Here is a 26,444-nt window from a genome sequence, read left to right on the forward strand (position 1 = left end):
GAACTGAGATACTAATTCTGGTTTCTACATTTGTTCAGATTCTATTTTCTCAAAAAAATACCTATTTTGGGCGAACAGATTTATAAATGACAGATCATGAAAATCAGAATATTTTTAGTCCTGATAGCAGTTATTATGCTATACCAAAACAGCTTTTCCCAAACCTTTCAGTACAATAATCCCATTGCAAACAAACGTGCTGATCCATGGGTAACCAAAACCGATGATGGTACCTATTACCTGATTGCCACTGTTCCTGAATACGACCGGATTGTGATCAGGAAAGCCAACAGCATAAACGGATTAAAAAACGCCGAAGAAAAAGAGGTGTGGCACAAACACGAAACAGGCGTTATGGGGCACCACATTTGGGCACCCGAATTACACCGGATCGACGGGAAATGGTACATCTATTTTGCTGCCGGTGAAGCCGAAGACATCTGGAAGATCAGGATGTGGGCCTTGTCTAATTCGTCAAACGACCCGACAGAGGGCGAATGGAAAGAAGAAGGACAGATAAAAACAAAAAGAGAGAGCTTTTCGCTCGATGCCACTACCTTCGAACACAAGGGTAAACGCTACCTGATCTGGGCACAAAATGTGCGGGAAGGCGACAATACTGCCCTGGTACTGTCGGAAATGAAAGACCCGACAACACTGACCGGACCTGAAATTGTGATCACCGAACCACAGTTCGCGTGGGAACGGGTAAAATACCATGTGAACGAAGGACCCGCAGTTATAAAAAGAAACGGAAAGATTTTTGTGAGCTATTCGGCCAGCGCCACCAACCATAACTATTGTATGGGTTTGTTGTGGATCGATGAAGATGCTGATCTGCTGGAAGCCTCAAGCTGGAATAAATCGCCGGGGCCGGTTTTCTTTACCAACGAAGAGGTAAAAAGATACGGACCCGGGCACAATTCGTTTACAACTGCCGAAGATGGTGAAACAGTAATCATGATTTACCACGCACGCGATTACAAGGAAATACGCGGACACGAATTATCCGATCCCAACCGGGCAACACGTGCCAGGGTGGTGCGATGGACAGCAAACGGATTCCCCGATTTTATGCAAACCATAGGTGATTAGCTCGCTGCCACTTTCATTAGTTTTGCACCGTAATATCGTGCTTCAATTGTTGAAATTGCCTGTCGTACTTTGATTTTTCCGTATTTTTAAATCCTTTCAACATTTATTTGTATTTTTCGCAGCTAAAAATATTTTTAATCGGCTTTAATCGTTTTAACAACTAACCATTTTTACCAAGAATATTCAAATGAAATATATAGTACCCGTCCTGTTTTTTTCCCTTGTTTTGGGATTAAGCTCATGTAACAAGAATGATGATGAAGTGGAGATTCCCGCTGTAGTGATTAACGAACTGCTGCCAAAAAATTCGCAAAATGGTTCTGATCAGGATGGAGAGTACGACGACTGGATTGAGCTGTACAATCCTTCAGAAATCGACCAGGATATTTCAGGATATTATCTTTCCGACAGTAAAAAAGAGCCCGGAAAATGGAAGTTCCCGGAAGGAACCGTTATTGGCAAACTCGGTTACCTGATTGTTTGGTGCGATGGCGATACACTTCAGGCCGGATTACATACAAACTACAGATTGTCAGCCGATGGCGAGAATGTGGTTTTTCTCGATCCTGAGCTGAATGTAATTGACCTGGCAGAATATCCGGTAACTGTTGTTGAACAATCGTGGGCGCGTAAACCCAATGGTTCGGGTGATTTCGCATGGTCGGCACCAACTTTTAACCGATCGAATGAATAAGTCGAACGGCAGCAAATATCTCTGGTAACTACTCCAAATACCTGGCAAACTCGCTGCGATTTACAGCGAAGTGTTTGCCGGATCGAAATGTTCACTTCTTATGAATTCCCCTCCTTTGGATGTTTTAATATGAATCAGGGAAAGTCAATCTCCCGTATTTTTGCCTTGTGCCCCTGAGGGATTGCTATTCGACCTTGAGGGATCATTATTTGCCCCACGGGGATGATGTTGAGAAAACAGGGTCTTGCTATACGCTCAATGTGGACTACCTCCCGAAAACAGGGGATTAGCTTGTGCCCCCGTGGGATTAACTTTCGAAAACGCGTGCTTGCTTTGTGCCCCAAGGGGATTGACCTGCGAAATCCGGAAATTGCTTTGTGCCCCCACACCCGTAAAAAGAGCATCCCATACAAATTGAATTAGGAAACCATTCAGCGGTGATGGGTGTTATGTATGGTACATAGCACAAAGCAATGCCTATTGGTGACTGCAAGTTCATCGAGCCGACCGTGAAGGCGTTTAAATTAGCATGGTCACTATAGGATTGTGGAACGAAATGGGAATAATTTGTAGAAACATTAAAATATTAAAGTAAATGAAAATAGGAGTAACAGGAGCAACAGGGCAGCTAGGTCGTCTTGTTGTTGAACAGCTAAAAGCAAAAACCGGAAGTGAACATATTGTAGCCCTTGTGCGCACACCTGAAAAAGCTGAAGGACTGGGAGTGGAAGTCCGGGCATTTGATTACGAAAAACCCGACGTTTTAACTGCGTCCCTTTCAGGTATCGATCGTTTAGTGCTGATTTCAAGCAGCGAAGTTGGGCAGCGTGCGCGCCAACACGGCAATGTTATTGAGGCAGCAAAACAGGCAGGTGTTAACTGGATCGTTTATACCAGTCTGCTTCACGCCGATACTACTTCGCTGAATTTGGCTGGAGAGCACCTGGCCACCGAACAAACACTTAAAGCATCGGGCATCGATAATACCATTTTGCGTAATGGCTGGTACACCGAAAACTATACTGGTTCGATTAAAGGAGCTTTGGCAGCCGGAGCATTTATTGGAAGCGCCGGGGATGGTAAGATTTCATCAGCCGCTCGCGCCGATTTTGCAGAAGCCGCTGCGGCAGCTATTACCGATGAAAGCAACAAAGGACAGGTTTACGAACTGGCCGGCGAAAATGCGTACACCTTGAGCGACCTCGCTGCCGAAATCTCGAAACAAACCGGGAAGGATATCCCCTATAACAACCTACCGGAATCGGAATATGCGTCGATCTTAAAAAGCTTTGGCTTACCCGAGTTTTTTGCCGATGCCATTGCAAGTTGGGATGTATCTGCATCAAAAGGCGATTTGTTCGACGAATCAAAACAGCTCTCAAAACTGATCGGAAGGCCAACAACGCCTTTAGCTGATTCCATTGCAGCTGTTCTTTAATCTAATTCCGGAGTGCAGAAAGACCATTCTCCTTGGAATCATAGAGATTCTCATTAGCAGCAAAGTAATTCCATAGAGAATTCCTATGATTCTCATTCGAAAATAGATAATTCCACATAGAATGATAGGGATTCTCTTTAGCAGTATAGCAATTCGTTAGAGAATCTCTATCATTCTGTAGCGCAGCAGGATAATTCCATACAGAATGAGGACATCGCATGAGGGAATAGTTTTTCCTCGTCGCTCCAGTAGAGGGGGAATCAAAGGGGAATGACCACCCAATTTCGCTGTTAACCGTTTCGGGCAATAAAAAAGGCCAGGCCATTCACGACCTGCTTGTTAAATCGGTAGTGATTTACAAAGCATAAAAACGTTTGCCGATCCTAATAAAAAACATCCGCGAATACTTCTTTAATTTTCTCAGCTTTAGGTTGCGCTACCATCAGTTCAACTGAACAAAACGCATTCAAATTCTTTTTGTATTTTGGCTGATCTAATTTTGAGATCAATTAATAGCCAAAATGCGTTTTCACCAAATTCTCACCCTTGTTGCAGTTTCTCAAGCATTATTCTTTGGAGTTCTGTTTTACAAATACCTCAACAAGGCCTTAAAAGTTGTTTTTGCTTTTGTATCCATGGCCGTTATATCTGAATTTTCTGCTCAAATAATCATCCATCTCTTTAAAGGAACAACTATCTGGAAAACCCACTTTTATGTAATGTTTGAATTCTTTTTCTGGGCCTTGTTTTTCTGGTATTTGATGAAACCATTCGTAAATAAAAATTTATACTGGCTGGTAGTAACTGTATTTGAAATTTACTGCATTGTGAATATAATTTTTATTCAGGGTTTAAATGAATATCCAACAACACGGGCAATTGAAAGTATCCTAATGATCGTGTTGTCCATTCTTACTTTTTACAGAATCATGGTAGAAGGCAAAATAGACAAGCTAAGAAACGAACCTGTTATTTGGATCAACTCAGCTGTACTGCTTTATTTCGCGAGTAGCATATTTTTTCATTTAGTGTTTAATGTGCTTTTAGTTAAAGATGTTGAGTTTCTCAAAAAATCGGGGTACCTGTTTATAGCTGTCAATGTTGCATTTTATGCGCTGCTTTCAATTAGTTTTTACCTGCAAAAAGTAAAGGCACCGGAAGCACAAAAACCACGATAATTTCCACTTTCCTCACACAATGTCTCCATTCGGTTTTGCGGACTTCCATACTTCATATATATTTACTTCCGGCTAAGAACACCTGAAAATATGAAACCAAAACTACTACTGTACCTGCTTGTTTTTGCTTTTACTGCATGCCACCAGGTTGATCCGCCACAACCTTACGGCGCCCTTCCATCGGTAGCCCAGCTGGCCTGGCACGAAATGGAATATTTTAGCCTGGTTTGTTACGGTTTGAATACGTATACCGAAGAAGAATGGGCCTACGGAGATGTAGATCCCGGTTTGTTCAACCCTTCGGATCTGAATACCGACCAGTGGGCACAAACTGCCAGCGAAGCCGGAATGAAAGGACTGATTCTGGTAGCCAAGCACCACGACGGCTTTTGCCTCTGGCCAAGCCAATACACCGATTATTCGGTAAAAGCTACACCGTGGAAAAACGGAGCAGGCGATGTCTTGGGCGACCTGGCGCAATCGTGTAAAAAATACGGTCTCAAACTCGGTGTTTATCTTTCGCCCTGGGACCGAAACCATGCCGAATACGGCCGCCCGGAATATGTGAATTATTACTACAGGCAACTGGAGGAACTGCTGACGAGTTACGGTGATATTTTTGAATTCTGGATTGACGGAGCCAACGGGGGAACCGGTTATTACGGCGGAGCCAACGAGCGCCGGAACATCGATGCAAAAAACTATTACGGCTACGATTCCATTTTTTCGATTGTAGAAAAGTACCAGCCTAATGCGGTTATTTTTAGCGACATCGGTCCGGGGACGCGCTGGGTAGGAAATGAAGATGGCATTGGCGGCGAAACCAACTGGAACACGATCAGTCCGGGAGATAAAGTTCCGGGAGTGTCCGACAGCGAATATGTTAAAAAGCTATCGACCGGCGAAGAGGGCGGCGCAAAGTGGATACCGGCCGAAGTGAACACCACGCTGTTGTGGCCCAAAGCCTGGTATTACCACACCGGTCAGCCGGTGCGCAGTCTGGGCAACCTGATGGACCTTTATTACACCTCGGTGGGACGTGGTTCGCCTCTGAATCTTGGCCTGGCCATTGCACCCAGCGGTCTTGTTCGCAAAGCCGACAGACGAGCCTTGCTGAAATTCGGAGAACAGGTAAAACGCGAGTTTGACAGCAACCTGCTCGAACAGGCCAGAATCAAAGCAGATAATGACCGTGGCACTAAATTCAACTCCGGTTTGATCGCCGACAAGAATAATGAAACGTATTGGGCAACTTCTGACGGCGTAAACTCTGCCACGCTTGAATTTGATTTTGGAAAACCTACCGTATTTAACCGATTACTGCTACAGGAATACATCGCCCTCGGACAGCGGGTGGATAGTTTTTCCTTAGAAATTGAGAAAGACGGAAAGTTTGTGGAGATTGCCCATGGAACAACGATTGGCTACAAACGGCTGCTGCGGTTTGATGAAGTAAGCACCCAAAAGGCAAGGCTGAAACTCAGCACAAAAGCTCCCTGTTTGATGCTTTCGAATGCAGGAATTTACCATGCACCTGCTTTGGTACCCGATCCGCTTCCCGAAGTTGACCTGCAGGGGAATCTGAGCTTTGCGTCAACCGATGGCATTTCCATATACTATGCTTTAGGAGAAGATCCCGACTCAGCGGATTTCAAAAAATATACACCACCGCTTGCAATTCCTGAAGGAGGAAAACTGCACTGCTTTGCACAAGATGATAAAACAGGATTTCGAACCGAAGTAATTACACAAGAATTTGGTGTTGCACGCAAGAACTGGAAGGTAATTTCTGTTGACGGGCAAATCCCTCAGGAAAGTAAACTCGCCATTGATAACGATACAAAAAGCTTTCTGATCAGCGAGGAAGAAAAGTCGAAACATCCGCACGAAATAGTCATCGACATGGCAAGGCCGACCAACATTAGCGCATTTTCGTATTTGGCCCGGCAGGACGGTGAAAAGGAAGGGATCATTTACGAATACGAATTCCTGTGCAGTGCAGATGGCAGCAACTGGAATTTAATGGCCTCGGGAACTTTCAGTAATATTGAAAACAATCCGAACAGACGAATTGTAAGGTTTGATGAAAAAGTGACTGCCCGCTACCTGAAAATGCGATCATTGTCGGATGTGAGACAAAGCGGCAAAGCAAGCTGGGCAGAAGTGGAAGTTTTTGCAGATTAATAAAAGGGATGACAATCTAAATAGAGGACACCTGGAGTTAAAAGAAAAAGCCGAAAAATAACACGAGTCCATTTACCGGTAAATCGAGAAAGGCTAATTTTACAGGATGAATTCCAACTCCAACACCATCACTATCTCCGCCGCTTCTGCAATGGATGTGGAAGCCATCCTCGCCTTATTTGTCGACACCATCAATACCGTGTGCGCCAAAGATTACACGCCCGAACAGCGTGCTGTCTGGACCGCCGGAGCACAAAACACCGAGCGCTGGTTAAAGAAACTCGAACAACACTATTTTATAGTTGCACGGCTGGAAGAAACGCTCGTCGGTTTTGCCTCGCTCGAAAATAACTACATCGATTTTCTTTTTGTGCACAAGGATTTTCAGAACCGTGGGATTGCCAGAAATTTATATAAGGGACTACTGCAAAAAGCCTTCGAAACGAATGTAGAAACACTAACTTCGGATGTAAGTCTCACTGCCCGCCCCTTTTTCGAAAAAATGGGTTTTGTAGTCATCCGCAAACAGGACAATCCCACACGCGGTGTAAATCTTACCAATTTCAGAATGGAGTTGAAGCTGTGAACTGAGAGACGAAAGTGAGGTATGAGACGTTTGCCGTTTCGCCCAAACAAATTTCTTTTACTTTTGTTTCAGGTGACAATGGTACGCAAACAAGCATATTTTCGATGGGTCAAACACCTTACACTGGTGTTGCTGGCGTTATTTTCACTGGCTTCGTGCTCGGTGAAAGAACCTGTTTTTCGGGCCATCGGTGTTGATTACCTAAAGCCATTAAACAAAACAAAGGTCTCGCAGAATTTCGAACACAACTGCAATACTTCGCCTGACGATTACCTGCAAAGCGGCACCGTTCAGCATCCCGACAATAAGTTGTTAGCTGCAACAAACATGGTAAACGATGTGGCTGAGCCAGCAGTTTCCGGCTTTGAACCCGTGTTTTCGGGCGAGCTTGTTTCCAGTAAAAACATACCGTTTTACATCCTTTACAAACGATTAAAATTCGACATGGTGTAACCAAAACACCACCACTCAGCACACACTTTTGTCAATTTTAATAACCGTAAAATCATTTTCAGAATGAATATTCATGCGAATAAACCGGCAGGTATGGCCGGACTTTTCACCTTATCGCTCCGGCTGGTAGTTGGCTGGACCTATTTTTCAGCCTTCTGGCGCCGGGTAATTCTTGTCGATAAATTAAACCCGGATGCAGCCGGCTATATCGGCGAGAAATTCAACCACTTTTTACCCAACGCACTGGGGATAAAACCTATTATTGAGCACCTCGTCACCCACCCCGAACAATTGTGGCTAGCCATGGTGATTTTTACCATAATCGAAGCCATCGTGGGGCTTTTTATCATGCTGGGCTTTTTTACCCGCCTGATGAGCATTGGCGTTTTTGGCCTGGCCGCCGGAATCCTGCTCGGTTCGGGCTGGATCGGTACCACCTGCCTCGACGAATGGCAAATCGGAGTACTTGGAATTGCCGCCGGATTTACCTTGTTTTTTAGCGGTAGCGGTGCTTTTTCATTCGATCAGTGGCTGATAAACAAAAAGCTAAAATTCACCCAAAGTAAATGGTTTGTCTGGCTCGGATCGGGCGAACTTCCAATTAAAAATATCAAGCTGCCTGTACTTGCCGGTTCACTGGCAATTTTACTGCTGACACTTTTCACCAACCAGGTTTTTCACGGTGGTGTTTTTGGAAAACTTCATAACAAATCGGTAAAACCAAAGATCGAAATCAGCAATGCCGGGATTGAAAACAACATCCTGCAATTTCAGATTTACCGTACCGAAGGCGTGGATGTTTACGGCTCGTTTTTAATCGGAATTCAGCTGAGCGATGCGGAAGGAAACATTCTGTTTAAACGAAACGGAGACCAGCTGGCCGGCTTTCCTGTCGATCAAATCAACAATTATTATGTGGCAATAGTGAAACCGGGCAAACACAGTTTGGTGGTTCCGCTGGGTGCAAAAGCCGATCTGGCTATCGAATTAGGAGGAGTCAATTTGAAAAACAATCAGCAATACACCTTAAAACTCGTTGATATCAGCGGATTGGAATGGGTGACTGCGATTAACCTGCACTAAATACAACAGGGGAGGCTGTTCCAAAAGTTGGATTCAACTTTTAATCCGGCCTCCCCTGAATTACGGTTTTAAACAAGCTTGTTATTCCAGGGGCAGGTCGAAAATTTCAAGTGCCCATACATTCATCTCCAAATCACGTTCAACATTTTTCAATGCCAGCAGCTTTGTTCCTTCCTGATTGCTGAATACATAGTGCACATCCATTCCGGGATTGTAACGGTTATTCACATAACCCGGATAAGTACCCACCTTCAGCGAGCGTTCGGCCGAATAACTGATCTCGTTCACCTGGTAAATGTTATCGGCATTTTCGGCACCCCAGTAATAATCGGAACAAGCTACAAAGTAGCAATGCAGCGCTGCGTTGTAATCGAGGCTGGTTATGTAGTTTCTCGGAACTTCGAAAGTACCTATCCGGGGCAGATCAAGGTGATACGTTTCGGTGGTGTATTCCGGAGTGGAATGAACGTCTTTGTCGCCGGCAATAATTTTCGAGCCGTCGGGCGACAGCCAGATATTAGAGCCGGTTTCTTCGTGCCATCCCGGAACAGTGTCGTTGGGTATACTGTCTGCGATATTGACAATTTGGATACCACCGGGTGTCAGTTGTGGCCGGGTGATGTAGATCAGTGGTTTACCGGGCATTTTTCGCAGGATCGATTTTTCATAAAAATTAGCCGACTGCGTTCTGAATGTAACCCCGCTGGTCAGGTTCAGGCTGTATAAAGAAACCCACTGGTCATCGTCGGGCGAAAGGTAACACCATTCGTTCTCGCCAAATACAAGATCGAAGGGAACACAATCGGTTTCGTAGAGTTTGATCCGCTCGCAGGTAGCTGCATTGCGCAAATCGACATAGGCCTGGTTGTAACCGATGGCCATGGTTTTTCCATCGGCAGTAACATCAATACAATTCGGAATACGGTCGAGCGGATAAGCGATCAGTGAATCAACATCCGGAGTCTTTACCAGCAAGGCATTGGGCGAAGCGGTTAAAACATAAAAATAATCGGTGACCTTGCAGTAATAAGCATCTTTTACAGTTCCCGATATCCACTTCAGTGACGCTGAATTTACGGGTTCGCCCGGATCTTCAACCAGCATTTCCATAAGTATCCCGGCCGAGAGTTGCGGGCGATCCGATTCAATATTAATGATCTGAGAATAGCTTCCGGGAACAAGTCCATCGCGAACCACAGTGCATTCGATGGTCAGCGACTCACCGGGCTCCAGATAACCCGCTGTGCTTGACAACTGCAGCCACTCCGGAATATTCTGTATGAACCAGTTCTTCCCAACTTCTCCGGGATTTTCGATGGTAAACGAACTGCTTACACCATAAGCAAAATCGATGGCAGCCGTACTCACATTCATGTATTCCTCGCCTGTAATATCCGGGTCTTCTGTTTTCTCTTTTCCGTAACTCACCAAAAAGCGAAAAATGCCTTCATTACCAATCCGGATGTACACAAAACCTTCCACACGGCCATTCTGCATAAAGCTTTCGGGATTTTTAAAGTAGATCGGGATAAAGGCATTTCCATTGTCCAGCTTTCCTTCAGGATTATCAACACCCATCCAAATCGGGTAAACAATCACCTGGTATGCTGCATTTCCCAACTCGCTGATTTGAAAGCTTAGCGCAGCACCTGAAGTACCTGTATTAAAGTGATAGTCAAGATCGGTGGAATAAGTGTCTTCCAGTCTTTCTTCAGGGTAATTAAAATTACAGGCAAACAGCAGCAATACAGCCAAAACATTTAAGGCTGCAAAACGTGTTGCTTTGCGTGCATTTCCCCGGGACAAAACCGGATATTGCGTAAATAGTTGTTTCATCATCATTCAGCTTTAAAGGTTACCAATAATAAACTAAACCCACTGCCACATCAATGCGGCCAAGATTCTCCCAATTGTCTTTATCGAGTTCCATATCCTGCGATGAATCGGAAGTTGTTACGGTCATTTTTTTCACTTTACCCGAGAAAACCGATGTTTCGAAGTTCAGGCTGATATTGGGTTTGATGAAGTATTCCACGCCCAGCGAAACATCCATTCCAAGTGTTGTGCCCTGAACAAGTATCTCCTGGTTGTACATCTCCACTTCGTCGCGGTAAAAAGCCGGTCCCACCGAAAACGACGAGTTCAGCCCGATCTGCTTGTTTTTTCCGTACCGTTCGGCGCCAAAAAACGAAGCGCCGGCAAAATTCACAAAGTACCTTTCGCCCAGTTTTCCGTAATACATGTTCAGGTCGTCCATTTGCAGCGCTGTCATCACATCGGAAGATGTATAAAAACCCTTGTAAACCAAACCGAACGAATATTCGCCAAAAGCATGGTAATATGCAGAAGCCTTTCCCTGGATACCTGTTTTCAGTCCCTTGTAATATTTTTTGGCGTTATCCGAGCTTACTCCCTGTGTTACCAGCGATTCCTCGGCCGTTTTGGTGTCGCCCAGAAGAAAACCCAATCCACCATTCACAGCCACTCTTAAACGTGATCCGTAAGTTGGCAACGCCTCCTTTTCAACTTCAGGCTCTACCGCTATTTCCGTCTTGACTTCAGGCATAAAAGATGTCGCATTCGTTTCGGGGTTCATGCGATACGACCACTCCGCTATTTTGTCGCGGGGCACTTTCCCTTTGGCCGAAACGCCATTAAAATTCTGGCTGTAAACCAGGTAGCTTTTGTTTACTTTGATGATGGTGCAGGTGATTGTATCGCCCGAAGTCAAAACAATACGGTCCTGCGAATACACGGTGCTGCTGTACAATAAAAAAAGCATTGACAGCAGAAAAAAGGTCTTCAGATTTTTCATTTAAAAGAGTCTGTTGATATTGGTTTGTGCTGTATTTGTAAAACATTAATAACAACGCAAATTTAACAGAAACTTCAGGAGTTCATCACAAGATTAACTGATTCTTCAGCAAATTTAAAATGTTTCAAAACAGTACTTATTCGACCTGAAATATGGTAGTATATTATGGCCAGATAGAGCGAAAAACAAAACGTGCATTAAGCATTTCTCAAAAACAACAATTTGCGACACCTTAAAGTATCATGTTAAATTATGTGTCGTAAATTTAGGTTCCCGAAGTGAGTAAAAGTTGACAAACACGTATTTTGCTTTATGTTTAAACTGCTCAAAAACATCGACCGTAAAGGCTATAAGGCCCGATATGGTGGGCTTGAGATCTTTAAGTTTATAGGTCCTGGTTTGCTGGTAACCGTTGGATTTATCGATCCAGGTAACTGGGCCTCGAACCTTGCTGCCGGTGCCAATTACGGTTATGCCCTGCTTTGGATGGTCACACTGTCGACCGTCATGCTCATACTATTGCAGCACAATGTTGCGCACCTTGGCATTGCTACCGGGCTGTGTTTGTCGGAGGCGGCAGCCATTTATGTAAAACCCAAATATGCGCGGCTTTTGCTTTCGTCAGCCATGCTGGCATCCATTTCCACCTCGCTGGCCGAGATACTGGGTGGCGCCATCGCGCTGAATATGCTGCTGGATATCCCGATACGGGCAGCGGCTGTGCTGGTTACCATTTTTGTGATGATCATGCTGTACACCAACTCCTACCGGATGATCGAAAAATGGATCATCGCTTTTGTTTCGGTTATCGGGTTGTCGTTTCTATACGAACTCTCGCTGGTAAACATCGACTGGAACACCGCCATCAGCAGCTGGGTTACTCCCTCGTTTCCTAAAGGATCGATGATCGTGATCATGAGTGTGTTGGGCGCGGTTGTTATGCCGCATAATTTGTTCCTGCATTCAGAAATTATTCAAAGCCGGCAGTGGAACCGGGAAAACGACAAAGTCATAAAAAAGCAACTGAAGTACGAGTTTTTCGATACCCTTTTTTCGATGGTTATTGGCTGGGCGATCAACAGTGCCATGATACTCCTGGCAGCTGCCACCTTTTTCAAAACGAAAACCGAGGTTACCGAATTGCAGCAAGCCAATAAACTGCTGGCCCCACTGCTCGGACATCACGCGTCGTTTGTGTTTGCCATTGCACTCTTGTTTGCCGGGATTGCTTCAACCATTACTTCGGGAATGGCGGCGGGTTCAATTTTCTCGGGTATGTTTAAAGAACCCTACGACATCAAGGATAACCACTCGCGCCTGGGAGTTGCCATTTCGCTGGTACTTGCCCTTGGCATCATATTTCTTATTTCGAATCCGTTTAACGGCCTGATCATTTCTCAGATGTTTCTGAGTATTCAACTGCCCTTCACCATCTTCTTACAGGTGTACCTTACCTCATCGGAAAAAGTAATGGGGAAATACAAAAATTCGCTGTTTTCGAAAATTCTGCTCTATGTTTTGGGCGGAATTGTGACCTTGCTCAACATCGCTTTGTTTGTAAGCATGTTCTAAGCAACGAAAACCTGTACCGGCAAAACCAGTCAACCGGATCTCCGGGAATATAGGAATACCTGTCAGTATTTTTGCAGTCATCAGGAAGAACCTTTGAGCTCCGGTCATTTTTATTACATTTGATGGGATTGAAACTGTAAAAAATGTCCGAAACATCCGTTTTCAAGAACAGAAACCTCTTTATTATTTTTGGCGTCACGCTGATCGCCATGATGGGAGTAGCCAGTATTACACCGGCTTTCCCCGATATTATTCGCTATTTCGATATCAGTCCTCAACAAGTGGGTGGTTTGATCGTGGCTTTTACACTACCGGGAATTTTTCTTACACCGTTCACGGGTATTTTGGCCGATCGTTATGGCAGAAAGATCGTGCTGGTTCCTTCGTTATTTTTATTCGGGTTGGCTGGATTTGCCTGTATGTTTACCAAAGATTTTTACTGGCTGCTGGTGCTGCGCTTTTTCCAGGGAATTGGCGCCAGCTCGCTTTCGAGCATGAATATTACGCTTGTAGGCGATTTGTTTGAAGGAAAACAGCGTACCGCGGTAATGGGATATAACGCTAGTGTGCTGAGTATTGCTACTGCTTCGTATCCGGCGCTGGGTGGCGTAATCGCAATTTTGGGTTGGCAATACATTTTTGCGTTACCGATTTTGGCTATCCCGCTTGGATTATGTGTGATCAGGTGTTTAAACAACCCGGAACCAAAGAACAAATCCAATTTACGTTCCTATTTTGGCAAAGTGTGGAAAACCATCAACCGGAAAACGGTATGGGGCTTACTCATCATCAACTTCATAATCTTTTTGATCCTTTACGGAAGTTACCTCACTTATTTCCCGTTGATGCTGGAAAACCGATTGGGCGCTGAATCGTACCAGATTGGGCTGATGATGTCGTTGATGTCGATTACAACGGCAGGAGTCAGTTCGCAGCTCGGCCGGATAAATCAGTGGTTGGGATTAAAAAAACAACTGATTTTTGGCAGTTCGGCATACCTGATTGCTACACTTATTATGATGATAGCCGGAGATTATGCTGTTATAGGTCTGGCTGTGATAATTTTTGGACTGGGACACGGCGTAATCATTCCTTCGATTCAGAATATGATGGTTGGTTTTGCAGGCATCAGTGAACGTGCTGCTTTTATGTCGCTGAATTCGATGGTGCTGCGTGGAGGCCAGACTTTTGGCCCCTTAATGGTGGGATTATTTTATGCACTAAAAGGGCTTGAAGCAGCCTTTCTTTCGGGTGCGATACTGGCAGGAATCATGTTGATTATTATCTTTTCAATGGTAGGTAACGAGGATCACAAAACAGGTCATTGAACGATCGGACACAAAAGGCTGTCACACCTTTTATCTACATATTTCACCCCTTTTAAAAAAATGTATTGTGTGGAGCTAACATTTTTTCTGAATTGAATATTTAATTCAAAATATATCTATATTCACCCTTAAAATAAAAGACTTATTATAAGTTACTATAACATTGTCTTTCAGCACATAAACGAACAAAATACAATTAAAACAACCCGTTTATTCAATTTTGCGTAATCACGTTCATGAAACCATTGAATATCCAAATCAGGAAAGCCGGGACCGATGATCTCGAATTCCTGGTAAAACTGGAACAAAACTGCTTCGAGCCTTTCCAGCAAAACTCGCGGCAAAATATCAGGCATAGCCTGCTTAGCGATTTTCAAAGAGTGCTGATTGCCGAAACCAGCGCTAAAAATAAAAAAGCTATAGGTTCACTCACCTTGTTTTTGTACCAGCATACGGTTCGAATTTATTCGGTGGCCATCCTTCCCGAATTTCAAAATAAAGGATTTGGCGAATTGCTCTTAAAGCATGTCTTCGAATTGGCCCGGCGAAACAAGTATGAGAAAATTGCTATTGAAGTCAGCGAGAAGAACGAGGCTTTGATCAACTGGTATCGAAAAAGAGGATTCCGAACCATAAAAACTATTCCCGACTATTACGAGGAAGGTGAGCATGCCTTAAAAATGGAATGCAGGATTAAAGCCGAATCCAGCGGAAAAACCACGAACGTAATTGTGATAAACCAGCCATTCAAGTGGTCGTTTACCGAGGTAGATGCGAATATCATCACGGTTAAAGAATACATCAACAATCCGGTATACCAAAACAGTACCGACTTCAGGATTTTCAACCTGTGCAGTTCGTACAAGTACCAGAGTTACGGTTACTATGTGTCGCTGCTGGCAACGGCGCGCAGCCAGCGGGTAATCCCAAGCATCGCCACCATCCGCGATTTCAGGTTATTGAATGTGGTAAATTCGGCGGCATTCGATATCGAAGAAGAGATCAACCGTTCGCTTACTCGTGAAAAAAGCAGCAACTTTTCGTTAAAAGTCTTTTTTGGGCAAACCTCAACACGGGGGTTTAAAGCGCTGGCCATGAAACTGTACCAATTGTTCGAGGCCCCGCTGTTTAAAGTTGATTTTGTAAAACACGACAAATGGCTGATCAAGGACATTCAGGTATTGACATTGCCAAAACTGGGCGGCGATGAACTGGAAAACATGTACGAGTTTGCCCGGAAATATTTTAGCAGAAAACGCTTTAGTAAACCCAAACTCACCAATTTCAAATACGACATTGCGGTACTGGTGAATCCCGAAGAAGAAACACCGCCATCGAATACTGCTGCACTTCAGAAACTAAAAAATGCAGCCACCAAAAAGAACGTTTTTCTGGAATTTATTACCCGCAAAAATATGGACAAGATCAACGAGTTTGATGCGCTGTTCATACGAGAGACCACCAATGTAAACGATTATACTTACGAATTTTCGCGAATGGCCTATGCCGAAGGGCTGGTGGTGATCGACGATCCGTGGTCGATCCTGAAATGTTCGAATAAAATTTACCAGAACGAGATTTTCAGAAAACATAAAATACCAACACCACAAACCATTGTCTTCACCAAAAACCTGTTCAACAAAAAATTACTGAACGAGGTGAACTATCCTATCGTGCTGAAGCAGCCCGACAGCGCATTTTCGCTGGGTGTATTCAAAGTCGACAACGAAGAAGAGGCATTGACGGCACTCGATCGTTTGTTTAAAAAATCGGATATGGTGGTTTGCCAGGAATTTGTTTATTCCGATTTCGACTGGCGGATTGGGATTCTCGATAACAAAGCTTTGTTTGCCTGCAAGTATTACATGAGCGAAAACCACTGGCAGATATACAACTGGAAAGAAATAGGTGACGAATATGCCGGCGATTCAGAAACATTGCCGGTTGAAGAAGTGCCTGAACTGGTATTGAAAACAGCATTAAAAGCCGCGGCACTCATCGGCGACGGACTGTATGGAGTTGACCTGAAAATGATTGATGATAAGGTTTATGTCGTGGAAGTGAACGATAATCCCAACATCGATAGCGGAATTGAGGATCTCGTGCTGGGCGATAAGCTATACGACACGCTGATCGATTCGCTGATTAACAGGATAGAAATTGCCAAGAACGTACAGAAGATTGAATTGACGGTGAGATAAGTACAGAATTACCGCTTTTCTTTTATTTCACCCCCGAACAAAATGTGCAATAAAGACCACAAAAAAACAATAATGATCTGTCGTTAAAACCGTAAGTTCCGATTGTTGTTTATACTATAAATTCATAACTTGGATTCACTTTCAGTAATAGAATTTCTTTAGTTGACCAGCACAATATGGGAAGTACAGAAGCCATTCATAAAAAAAATAAACGCCGGCAAATTTTTATTACCGCCTCAGTAATTCTTGTGGTACTTATTGCAATTGCGCTGGCCGTTGCGCCAGGCATAATCAGAAACTACATCAACAAGAACGGAACTGAACTTACCGGTCGCACACTTTCTGTCGAAAAGCTGAAATACAATTATTTTACGTCAACTTTAAGTATAAGCAAGGCGAAAATGTACGAACAGAATGATACCGATATTTTTGTTGGTTTCGATTCCCTTCTGATTAATCTGAAACCTTTGCGATTGCTAAAAAACGAATTTAATGTGCAGCAATTCAAGGTGGTGAACCTGAAGGCACAGGTCGTACAAAATGATACGATTTTCAATTTCACCGACCTGATTGAATTTTTCACTACAGGTGTAGAAGCGCCTGTTGATACGATAGTAAAGGAACCGTATAAACTCAACCTGAACCAGATTGAAATAAAAAACGGGCAGCTGAGTTACACCGACAAGCAACTGGATCACACCATCGCGATGGAAAATATCAGCTTCCTCATTCCGCAAATATATTGGGGAGGTGCCGAAAGTACAGCCGATGTGGCTTTTAACATCGGCGATGGCGGAAGTATCAGTAGTTCGTTTGATTACAATTCAAAAACTCATGAATATTCAGGAGAAGCGGACTTTAAGAACCTGAATCTCGAAATAATTCTTCCTTACATTCAGCAATACATGAGTTTTTCTGACATTGAAGGATTGTTGGATGCCGATATTTTCTTTAGTGGTCTGGTTTCCGACCTCAACCAGTTTACCTTGAAAGGAACGGCTGAAGTCACTGATCTGGTGTTGGATGATCAGAATAATGAAAAGGTACTCGGAGTAAAACATGCAGCGGCCGATTTAATTGCGATGAAACCCTTGTTGTACAAAGCCGAGTTGGGAACGGTCAGACTCGATCAACCCTATATGAACCTGGTGCTGATCGATTCGGTTTTTAACCTTGAAACACTGATTGTTGAACAAAACGAAGTACAGGAAGTAAAGCAGCAGGAAGAGGAAAGCACTCCTTACGATGTTTTCGTAAATAATTTTGTGATCGACAGCGGGTTGATCGATTTTAGCGACCAGCGACTTCTGGAACCATTCAACTACGAGCTTTCAGCAGTAAGTGTCGATATGGATTCTGTTTCGCTAAGCAGCGACTGGCTGGAAATCAATACCACAATGAAACTCAACAAACGAGGAAATCTGGAAGCCAACCTGGGCGTTAATCCACACGATCCCTTTAGTCATATCGAGCTGGATTATGTTCTGTCCGATTTCCAGTTGCCCGATGTAAATATTTACTCGAAACACTACATGGGCCTGCCAATTTTGTTTGGGGAAATGTACTATGTAAACAAAACCACCATTATCAACCGCCAGCTCGAAAGCAGCAACGAATTGCTTATCCGCAATGTTGAAATGGGCCGCAAAACAGGTGGTTTGTATGATGTTCCCATTAAACTGGCACTGTTTATTCTGAAAGATATTAATGGCGATGTAAAACTCGATATTCCGGTGAGTGGTGATCTATCCGATCCCAAAACAAATATCAACAAGATTGTATGGGAAACATTCAAGGGGTTCATGTTCAAGATTGTAGCCTCGCCATTTAAGGCTCTCGGAAATTTGCTGGGTGCCCAACCCGATGAAATTGAGGAGATCACCTTGGTGTATAGCGACACAACGCTGACAGGTAAACAGCGTCGCAGCCTCGATCTTTTGCTCGAACTTGAAAAAATGAAGCCCGAACTGGCCATTGAAATGCAATATTTAAACGACCGAAAACTGGAACGTATCGATGCTGCTTCTCAAATCGTGCAGGATTCATACAAAGAAAAACACAATAACAATCCGCTCACCCATCAGAAAGAATACCTCAAATACCTGCAAGCAGAAAGTGGTCGCGATTCGCTTGTCATTCAGGATTACGAACGACTTCTGGCACCCGAAGCGGCAAAGGACTCAGTGATTCAATACCGCGAACAACAGCGACTCAGGATGGTGAAGGAATACCTGCACATGCAAAATGATTCCACAACAATAAGAGTTTTGGATTACGATCCCGAAAATGTATTGAACATCGGAAGCCGGCCTCGTTTTGTGATTAGCTACAAATTGGCCGAAGACCTGCCTGATGCTGAATCCGGCAACTGATCAGTCATTTTTTAAGCTCACGCAACCATTTTTGTTTTCTTCTCATCATCATTATAGTTCAGCTAAATTAAAACGCCAACTATTATGAAGAGAAACACCACAATTTTGCTTTTTGGAATGCTACTTTACTTGCTGTTACCTGCTTGTGATCAAATCGTATCGGATGATTTGGCCAAAGACGCAGACTACTTGAAATACGGCACCTCGTTTGGCATGTGCATCGGTTACTGTACACACGAAATACAGGTTACATCCAATAAAATCGATTTCAAAAAAAACGGACACAACATGGAAGGCCTGCTTCCGGAAGTAAGTTTATCAGCTGAAATTGATCAAAACTACTGGCTGCCACTTGTTGAGAACATCGACTTTGACGCCTTCAAGCAACTCGACTCCATTATTGGTTGTCCTGATTGTGCCGATGGCGGTGCCGAATGGATCGAAATAAAACACGGCGGGGAGGTGTATAAAGTTATTTTTGAGTACATGAACGAGCCCGACGCAGTAAGATCATTCATCGGCTATTTGCGTACTTATACTGATGCTTTTAAAATTGAGGAAAACGAAGAAGTAAATTTCGGCGACAGAACTTTAATCGATCAAGCAGGGATAATCAGAAACTCGCTTTGTCCCAACGACTGTAACGAATTCGTAATTGGTATAATTGACGGCACCGACACCAGCTACTTTTATGACGAATACTTACCCGAAGACCTCAATCTGGATTACACTGAAATTGAATTCAACGGCGTATTGAAATACGATTCAACGAGTATTCATCAGCAAAACGGTAATGACGAAGCGGTTGAGGTTTTTAAGGCCCGTAACATCCGGACGTTTAATGTTCGTTCCAATCTTGATTAAACCATAAACAATGTTCATATACAAGGCGTGGCAAAATTAAATTGCTGCGCCTTTGTTTTATCCCGGGATTAAAAGTCCGGATCATTCATATTTGCCGCCTGCAACGTCAGGCAAAAAGTCCGTTTTATAATCCAATCTCGAAACGTGCCAGAATGCCAAACTGCGGAACATCGAGTTTTGATTTGGGTTGAATCCGCCAGATGGCTTCAATCCGTGCAATACTGAGTATATTTTCAACACCGGCTCCCAGTTCGATGTATGGTTTTTCCATATCGCTTACAGTTGTGGGGAAGCTCAAAATATCCTCGTGTTTATGACTGACGGAACCTACCAGCACCTTCGCAGATAACACTTCTCTCAGATTGGCTTTTCGGAATGCAGGTACCCTCCTGAAAATAAAGCCATTCAAATGATATTCAAGGTAGGCATGAAAATATTTATCGTGCACATATTCCAGGTAGTTCAGCAGGTTGAAATCGTAACTGTACAAGCCAAACGTTTCATTACCTCGCGGAATATCAAGCAAAGTGTAGGGCAATTTGCCCATCCAGGCACCGGCTTCAAGTGCATAATCAAAACGCGTCATACCCAGGTAAACATTGTCTTTTACTGTAGCTGCAACTCTTCCATAGTAGTTTGTAGTATTCCCGGAATACACCTGCCCTGCCCCCACTGTGAAATGAAAAATCGGGTAATCGGTTCCCATGTATAAACGCAGAAAACCGTCATCAATCACTTTCTCCTCGCGCGAAAAACGGGTATCTAAACTAATTTCTGTTGCCGAAACCGAATTCGCAGGCTCACCATTTCGCATAAAAGGATAAAATTCAGGCGAATAGTGTTTGAAATAATTCACCGATAGTTTATTCGATAATCCGGGATACCATTCATGCTCGTATCGACCAGTGATCTTTGTTTCACGAAACATTTCATCGAGCGGATTACGTTTGAAAATCTCTGAAACAAGGTTATTCTCGGTTGGACTAAATGCATTTTCGTAGAGGTAAAGAATTTTTTCATTTTCGCCGGTACGAATCATTTTATCGTCGAACGAAAAGCTAAGTACCCGCCGCTGAATGGTTTGAAACTTATACCCGATTCCCCCCATTCCGGATAAATCCTGTGTGCGCGTGCTGTAGCCGAGTCCTCCCCACAACATCCAGTTTTCGCTGATTTCGGTACTTGTTCTGGCGCCAAAAAAGAAGCGATGTCCTTCTACTTCATTGGTATTGAAAAAGCTGGCATACGGACCGATCTCGAATTTCCCGACATCGAAATAACTGGTCATCATCATACGCGCCAGGTTGTTTACAAAATTGATTTGCCGGATGCTGCTGATCGAGTCGATCGTATGTTCGAGCATCAACTGTTTTTGCGTCAGCGGCTCCATTCGGATATTACTCCAATAGGCCGAATCGCGACTGTAGGAACCCGGCAATTTTATTGTTTCGTATTTTGCCCGAGGTGTCAGCAGTTTTATTTCCTCAGGCGGATCAATAGTCACTTCGTCGATGGTAGCGGCCTGTGTGTAAAACAGCGACAGCCGGTTTGCCTTTTTATTCCGTGTCTCGAAGGGGATATAATCAAAAAGGGCATCAATCTGGTTTCGTTTGTAAAACGGTGTGGAATCGTTTACAAAATAGTAATTGCTACGGAGGTGCAGTTTTTTCAGGAAGTTCAGATTACTGGTCGACGAAAGATCAGCATCGATCTCCACGATCGAATAATATTTGTTCTCGGTAATAAAATATCCTTTAAAAGTATTCTCTCCATTTCGCCGGGGTTGAAAATGAACACGGTAGTGCATCACACCATCAACCAGCGAACTATCGGCCAGGAAATATTTGTAATAATACCAGCCGCCGTTTGAAAGTGGGCTGATAAAATTCTGTGTGAACAGGAGAATATGATTGTCGTAGAAATTAACTTCCATATCCAGCGCACTGGTATAGCCCGAAATCTCCAGTTCATCGAGAATTCCCACACCGCTGGTGCGGTCGGCCAAAACGGTTGACTTTGCTTTTTGAGGATCGCGTTGAACCTCGTTAAAAACCAGCTGTTCAGAAAAATACAGCGGAAGGAAACGGGTTCCGTCTTCCTCTGTCTTGATCAAATTAGCATTTTCCTGCAATACTTTCGAATCGAGCAGTTTATCGGTAATGTTATTGATCTGGTACTGCCACTGGGTGTATTTTTTATACGAAAATTTATTGTATTGATCCGGGTTGTTGGCTTCCTTCCGATCCATGATGTGGCCGAACAACGCCCGCATCGGACCTTCATCGGGAGCCACCTCCACTTCGCCGATATCAAACACTTCGGGCAACATCACCACGCTCAGCGAAACCATGTCCTCGCGCGGCAACAACTTGATCACCGGCTTGTAACCAATAGCCGAAAACGAAAGTGTATCGGTAAGTTTTGGGAACGGCATTCTGAAATTTCCCAAAGTATCAGTAGTTGTACCTGTAGTAGTATGTTTAATTGAAATGTTTACAAACGGTATGGCTTCACCGGTTTGCATGTCGGTTACCGTTCCGCTTAGTATTTTTTTCTGACCGAAAGCTGTTCCGGTACTCAGCAACAAAAAATAAATAAAAGCAACGATAATTCGATACCTCAAACGGGTTTTATACTCTGGCATATATCTGTTTTCTGTTTCCTAAATCGAGGCTTCTTTTGTGAAAAATCCTCTGCGTAAAGGTGTTCAAAAAATCAGTATTCCGGATCGGCTATCGATTATTTTTCGCTTTTATTCGATAAACCTTAAAATCATATCGGTGACAAAAAGAAAAAACCGGTTGAAATACAACCGGTTTCTTATCTTACATTAAAAATTTGTTCTTTTTATGAATGCCGCGAGCCCAGTACACAAAAGGAGTATCGGCGGCTGCCACAATCCATTTCAGGAAGTACGTTGTAAGAAAAATCTCGAAAAGCACAACACCTTCGTAGACTCCCCAGAACGCAATAAGTACAAAAACCACACTGTCGATCAACTGCGAAACCATAGTACTAAGGTTATTGCGTAACCAGATTTGATGGTCCTTTGAAAAACGCTTTCTCCAGAAATGATAGGCCCAAACATCGTGGCGTTGCGAAAGCAGGTAGGCACTTAAACTGGCAATCGCGATGCGTGGCATCAAACTAAAAATAGTACTTGTTGCCTCGTGAGCTACCGGAGCAAAATCGTCGCCGGCGAACGGGATAAATTGCAGGGCCAGGTTCATCAATAAGGTCATTGAAATCAGGCTAAAAAAGCCGATCCAGACTGCTTTCTTGGCTTCCTGCTTTCCGTAATTCTCGGAAAGAATGTCGGTTACCAGAAACGACGTAGCATAAACAATGTTACCCAGCGTTGCAGCCAAACCAAATAACTTTACGGTTTGAATCACCTGGATATTGGCAATGATCACCGAGATCGGGATCCACATAATGAGCCCCCATTTACCAAACAGGCGATAAGCCAGAATAATTAACAGAAAATTGGCCAGCAGCATAACCAGCCACAGTAGTTCGTTTTGCATTTTTTTAATTTTTAGTTGTCGCAGGGTGATGCCACCTGCAAAAGTTTAACATTTCAATTCGGGCAGCAAATGTAGAATAAAAAGGCAAAATGAAAAAGCAAAAAGGCAAAAGTGTTTGTCTGCCAGCAATTTATTAAGCCTAAGCCTTTTTCAGGATTCCCAGCACACGCTCGTCCACCTTGCCGAAAAGCGATACACCCGAAGCACCATTTTTCATGGCATAACGAATTCCCTGTTCCAATTCTTCATCCGTTTTAAAATCGGGGATGAACAAACCCGCGTACACAGGGAACTTGCCGCTCAAAAAATGAAGGCCTTCTTCCACAGCGTCGCCAATCCATTTTACAGGTTCGCGATAAAAACCATGATAAATCATTGGAGCAACTCCATCAAGGTTCCAGTTGGTCCAGTCCTGCCGAACGATGCGGCGTGCTACTTCCGGCGTTGGAAAAACAGCGGCGGTAATCGGCTTTTTATAGGAATGTGTCAGATCGGCCAAATGGTTCACAATGTTGTTCACCTGCTCGTAACGAAACTTACGCCACGAGGGACTTTGATCGGGAAACTCCATTTCAAGCGGGTCGGTGCCGTACTCTGCTTTATATTTTGAACGACACGAATCGCAATAACAAAAATCGTATTCGGGCAATTCTTTGGTTTGATCAATATCATATTTGTCCCAAAGGTTTACCGGCAGGATAACATCACAATAACGCACATAATCCAGGTGCAGGCCATCCACATAATCCTTCTCCAGAATGGTTTTCGATTGTTGTGTCAGAAATTCCAGAGTTTCAGGCTTTGTCGGACACAACCAGCGGTAATAACCCACATAAGGAGGATCGGTAGCGCATGATTTCCCATTTCTGCTTACGGCATAAATCTCCGGCTTATTTTCCAAAAGATCTTTGTCTCCGCGATTCATGGTCCACATCCAGCGGTGAGTTTCGAGCCCTGCTTTTTTGGCAATGCGAAAGTGACGTTCGCTGTCGGCTTCAAAGAACATTCCACGAATACCGGCTGCATAAAAACTTTCATACTTTGTCTTCAGTTCCTCATCACCTGCAGTTCGGTTAGGATTTTCCCATACCCAGTGTTTTGTTTTGGCAGTCTTTTTTTCTGCTTTCGACTCACCGGCCGATGCTCCCAAAACGGTCATGCCCATTCCGGCCAAAACCGACGACTTAATGAAATCACGTTTGTTCATCATCCTGTTATTTAGTTGCTTGTAGTATTAATCCTTCCTGATCGATGACCAAAATCAATCCGTTTTGTGCGGTTAAAGTAACCTGATATGCAGTAGAATCAGACTTTAAGTTAAGTTGAAACGACTGCCCGGCATCCTCACCCCTTTCAGCAATATTCAGTTCGTTAAGCGAAGTTGCATATCTTTCGTGCACTTTTCTGAATTGTTGCTGCCTGTAATAAATTTCCCACAGGTATTTTCGTAGAACTTCATCCGCCGGCAAATTGAAATCCACTTTCTTACCCGCCGGTTTTTCTGAGAACATAACCAGTCCCCAGCGTTCGGGATAATGCATATTGATGACGCCTTGCGGACTCCAAACCCAATTATTTTCAGGCAGATCGCGACCGGTTTGCTGATTCTTTCTCTTTACGTATTTTCCGTCAACAAGGTCGGTTTGCCACTGCACCCTCGAGAAGTTAAGCTTCCATAAACTTCCGTCTTCAGGCTGAACAAATTCGCCGTTTGTGCTTAACGAGCTGAAAGGAACTTTCATTTCCACGCTCCACATCTCATCTTTGTCATTCGGATTATTCAGCGTTCCCTTGATGCAAACGGCACTCTCAAAACCTTCAGCATTCCACTTTATGTCGGGTTTGCCTCCGTTTCTGTATGGTTTATTCAGCACCAGGTCGAACAAGGTGTTTTGGGCATTTACTTCAAATTCGTAATAATTGTGCGTGTCGCGATCGGGATCGATAAACAGCTCAATGTCGTTTTCGTGGAAAACCACCATGTCGTGTTTATCATAGTAGGCCCAAATATTGGGTTCTTCAAGTTCAACATAAACATAGAGATTGTCTTTGTCCCAAAGCAATTTAAATCGTGTTTGAAATAAGGGAGCCGGTTTTAAATCACCTTCAATATCAACAAATTCATCGGACCATTGAGCCCGATCCCATGCCTTTTCAAGCGGCTTTCCGTCAAGAGTAATTTCTTCTGTTGACCGCTGAATCACGTAACTTTTGGGTAAAGTCAGTAAATGGTCGTTCCCGCGAAAAGTGTTTTGGGCTATAGAAGTATAAGCAAAGCTAAGTCCGATTAATAGAAAAACAATTCGATTCCTCCACTGCATATCTCAATATTTTTGTTTCCTACCGAAACAAAAATATTAAAATAATCACAATTCAAGACTGGCTTTATAAAATTATTACAAAAGTCACCTATGTCATATCCACATCACGTGTAATGTATTCGGCGTAGTCTTTAATGGTAGGTTCATAATCCTCGTGAAACAGGTGCGAGCTTACCATAAAATCGGCAGTCGACCGGTTCGAGGCAGTTGGAATGTTGTAAAGAACAGTGATTCGCAACAAAGCTTTCACGTCTACATCGTGCGGTTGTGGTTGCATCGGATCCCAGAAAAAGATGAGCAGATCAACATTTCCCTCGCAAATCAACGCACCAAGTTGCTGATCTCCGCCAAGCGGTCCCGACTTTAAACGTAATACTGTCGGAGGAACAGCTCCATGCTCTTCGCACTTTGCTCTCAATGTGTCGTCAACCAGTTTCCCGGTAGTTCCTGTGCAAATTAAATCGTGCTGGGCTAACTCTTTCCAGTTAAATCCCACCCACTCCATAATGTCTTTTTTTCTATTATCGTGGGCAACTATAGCAATATTCTTTTTCTTCTTCATGGCTAATTAATTGTTTAATTTAACAATACTAAAGTAGAGTTCTTAAATGTGGGAGATTAGTGAGGTGGTTTTTCTCAGTAGCATTTTTTATTCAGCTCCGGCATGCCGGGAATGATCTAAATACCTTTCGCTACAAAGGTATATCCATTTCACCCACAATTTGACAATAAG

General features: G+C 43.6%; 20 protein-coding genes. 13 read left to right on the forward strand and 7 right to left on the reverse strand.

Annotated elements, in window-relative coordinates; genetic code table 11:
• The first annotated feature begins 96 nt into the window (after nt 1-96).
• The 8 genes from HFD85_RS20550 to HFD85_RS20585 all read left to right on the forward strand — a co-directional run bounded on the left by HFD85_RS20550 (nt 97) and on the right by HFD85_RS20585 (nt 8,711).
• Nucleotides 97-1,095, forward strand: a complete 999-nt coding sequence (locus tag HFD85_RS20550) for a glycoside hydrolase family 43 protein (RefSeq protein WP_167614085.1) — start codon at nt 97-99, stop codon at nt 1,093-1,095.
• A 187-nt stretch (nt 1,096-1,282) separates the two neighbouring features.
• Nucleotides 1,283-1,789 (forward strand): lamin tail domain-containing protein, encoded by a 507-nt coding sequence (locus HFD85_RS20555; RefSeq protein WP_167614087.1) that lies wholly within the window; start codon nt 1,283-1,285, stop codon nt 1,787-1,789.
• Nucleotides 1,790-2,384: 595 nt separating this feature from the next.
• Nucleotides 2,385-3,227 carry an SDR family oxidoreductase gene (locus tag HFD85_RS20560; protein ID WP_167614089.1) on the forward strand — a complete coding sequence of 281 codons (843 nt, stop codon included), beginning with the start codon at nt 2,385-2,387 and terminating at the stop codon, nt 3,225-3,227.
• Nucleotides 3,228-3,748: 521 nt separating this feature from the next.
• Entirely contained in the window at nt 3,749-4,405 is a 657-nt protein-coding gene (locus HFD85_RS20565; protein ID WP_167614091.1) for a hypothetical protein, read from the forward strand.
• A gap of 90 nt (nt 4,406-4,495) precedes the next feature.
• Entirely contained in the window at nt 4,496-6,589 is a 2,094-nt protein-coding gene (locus tag HFD85_RS20570) for an alpha-L-fucosidase (RefSeq protein WP_167614093.1), read from the forward strand.
• Between the two features lie 106 nt (nt 6,590-6,695).
• Complete coding sequence (locus HFD85_RS20575) at nt 6,696-7,175, forward strand: GNAT family N-acetyltransferase (protein WP_167614095.1); 480 nt, start codon at nt 6,696-6,698, stop codon at nt 7,173-7,175.
• A 78-nt stretch (nt 7,176-7,253) separates the two neighbouring features.
• Entirely contained in the window at nt 7,254-7,628 is a 375-nt protein-coding gene (locus HFD85_RS20580; RefSeq protein ID WP_167614097.1) for a hypothetical protein, read from the forward strand.
• Between the two features lie 63 nt (nt 7,629-7,691).
• The gene (locus tag HFD85_RS20585; RefSeq protein WP_167614099.1) at nt 7,692-8,711 is read left to right on the forward strand and encodes a TQO small subunit DoxD; all 1,020 of its coding nucleotides are present in this window, start codon (nt 7,692-7,694) and stop codon (nt 8,709-8,711) included.
• Between the two features lie 81 nt (nt 8,712-8,792).
• Here HFD85_RS20585 and HFD85_RS20590 read toward each other — a convergent pair whose 3' ends face one another.
• The gene (locus HFD85_RS20590; RefSeq protein WP_167614101.1) at nt 8,793-10,547 is read right to left on the reverse strand and encodes a hypothetical protein; all 1,755 of its coding nucleotides are present in this window, start codon (nt 10,545-10,547) and stop codon (nt 8,793-8,795) included.
• Nucleotides 10,548-10,566: 19 nt separating this feature from the next.
• Nucleotides 10,567-11,526, reverse strand: coding sequence for a hypothetical protein (locus HFD85_RS20595; RefSeq protein ID WP_167614103.1), 960 nt, complete (start codon nt 11,524-11,526; stop codon nt 10,567-10,569).
• A 312-nt stretch (nt 11,527-11,838) separates the two neighbouring features.
• Between HFD85_RS20595 and HFD85_RS20600 the strand changes: the two genes are divergently transcribed.
• The 5 genes from HFD85_RS20600 to HFD85_RS20620 all read left to right on the forward strand — a co-directional run bounded on the left by HFD85_RS20600 (nt 11,839) and on the right by HFD85_RS20620 (nt 19,863).
• Nucleotides 11,839-13,098, forward strand: coding sequence for an Nramp family divalent metal transporter (locus tag HFD85_RS20600; RefSeq protein ID WP_167614107.1), 1,260 nt, complete (start codon nt 11,839-11,841; stop codon nt 13,096-13,098).
• Between the two features lie 143 nt (nt 13,099-13,241).
• A complete protein-coding gene (locus tag HFD85_RS20605) occupies nt 13,242-14,426 on the forward strand; it encodes an MFS transporter (RefSeq protein WP_167614109.1) in 1,185 nt (394 codons plus the stop codon).
• A gap of 236 nt (nt 14,427-14,662) precedes the next feature.
• On the forward strand, nt 14,663-16,627 hold the full coding sequence (locus tag HFD85_RS20610) for a GNAT family N-acetyltransferase (protein ID WP_206082044.1): 1,965 nt from the start codon (nt 14,663-14,665) through the stop codon (nt 16,625-16,627).
• Nucleotides 16,628-16,803: 176 nt separating this feature from the next.
• Nucleotides 16,804-18,999: a DUF748 domain-containing protein gene (locus tag HFD85_RS20615; protein WP_167614111.1), complete on the forward strand. Its 2,196-nt coding sequence runs from the start codon at nt 16,804-16,806 to the stop codon at nt 18,997-18,999.
• 84 nt (nt 19,000-19,083) lie between these two features.
• The gene (locus HFD85_RS20620; RefSeq protein WP_167614113.1) at nt 19,084-19,863 is read left to right on the forward strand and encodes a hypothetical protein; all 780 of its coding nucleotides are present in this window, start codon (nt 19,084-19,086) and stop codon (nt 19,861-19,863) included.
• 124 nt (nt 19,864-19,987) lie between these two features.
• Here the strand turns inward: HFD85_RS20620 and HFD85_RS20625 are convergent, their stop codons facing one another.
• The 5 genes from HFD85_RS20625 to HFD85_RS20645 form a co-directional block, all read right to left on the reverse strand.
• Nucleotides 19,988-22,507: a DUF5686 family protein gene (locus tag HFD85_RS20625; RefSeq protein WP_167614115.1), complete on the reverse strand. Its 2,520-nt coding sequence runs from the start codon at nt 22,505-22,507 to the stop codon at nt 19,988-19,990.
• A 181-nt stretch (nt 22,508-22,688) separates the two neighbouring features.
• Entirely contained in the window at nt 22,689-23,390 is a 702-nt protein-coding gene (locus HFD85_RS20630; RefSeq protein ID WP_167614117.1) for a queuosine precursor transporter, read from the reverse strand.
• Nucleotides 23,391-23,529: 139 nt separating this feature from the next.
• Nucleotides 23,530-24,600 carry a family 10 glycosylhydrolase gene (locus tag HFD85_RS20635; RefSeq protein ID WP_167614119.1) on the reverse strand — a complete coding sequence of 357 codons (1,071 nt, stop codon included), beginning with the start codon at nt 24,598-24,600 and terminating at the stop codon, nt 23,530-23,532.
• 4 nt (nt 24,601-24,604) lie between these two features.
• Entirely contained in the window at nt 24,605-25,711 is a 1,107-nt protein-coding gene (locus HFD85_RS20640) for a carbohydrate-binding family 9-like protein (protein ID WP_167614121.1), read from the reverse strand.
• An 88-nt stretch (nt 25,712-25,799) separates the two neighbouring features.
• On the reverse strand, nt 25,800-26,273 hold the full coding sequence (locus HFD85_RS20645) for a methylglyoxal synthase (RefSeq protein ID WP_167614123.1): 474 nt from the start codon (nt 26,271-26,273) through the stop codon (nt 25,800-25,802).
• Nucleotides 26,274-26,444 lie beyond the last annotated feature (171 nt).

Source organism: Maribellus sediminis (assembly GCF_011799805.1).
Classification (GTDB): Bacteria; Bacteroidota; Bacteroidia; order Bacteroidales; family Prolixibacteraceae; genus Draconibacterium; species Draconibacterium sediminis_A.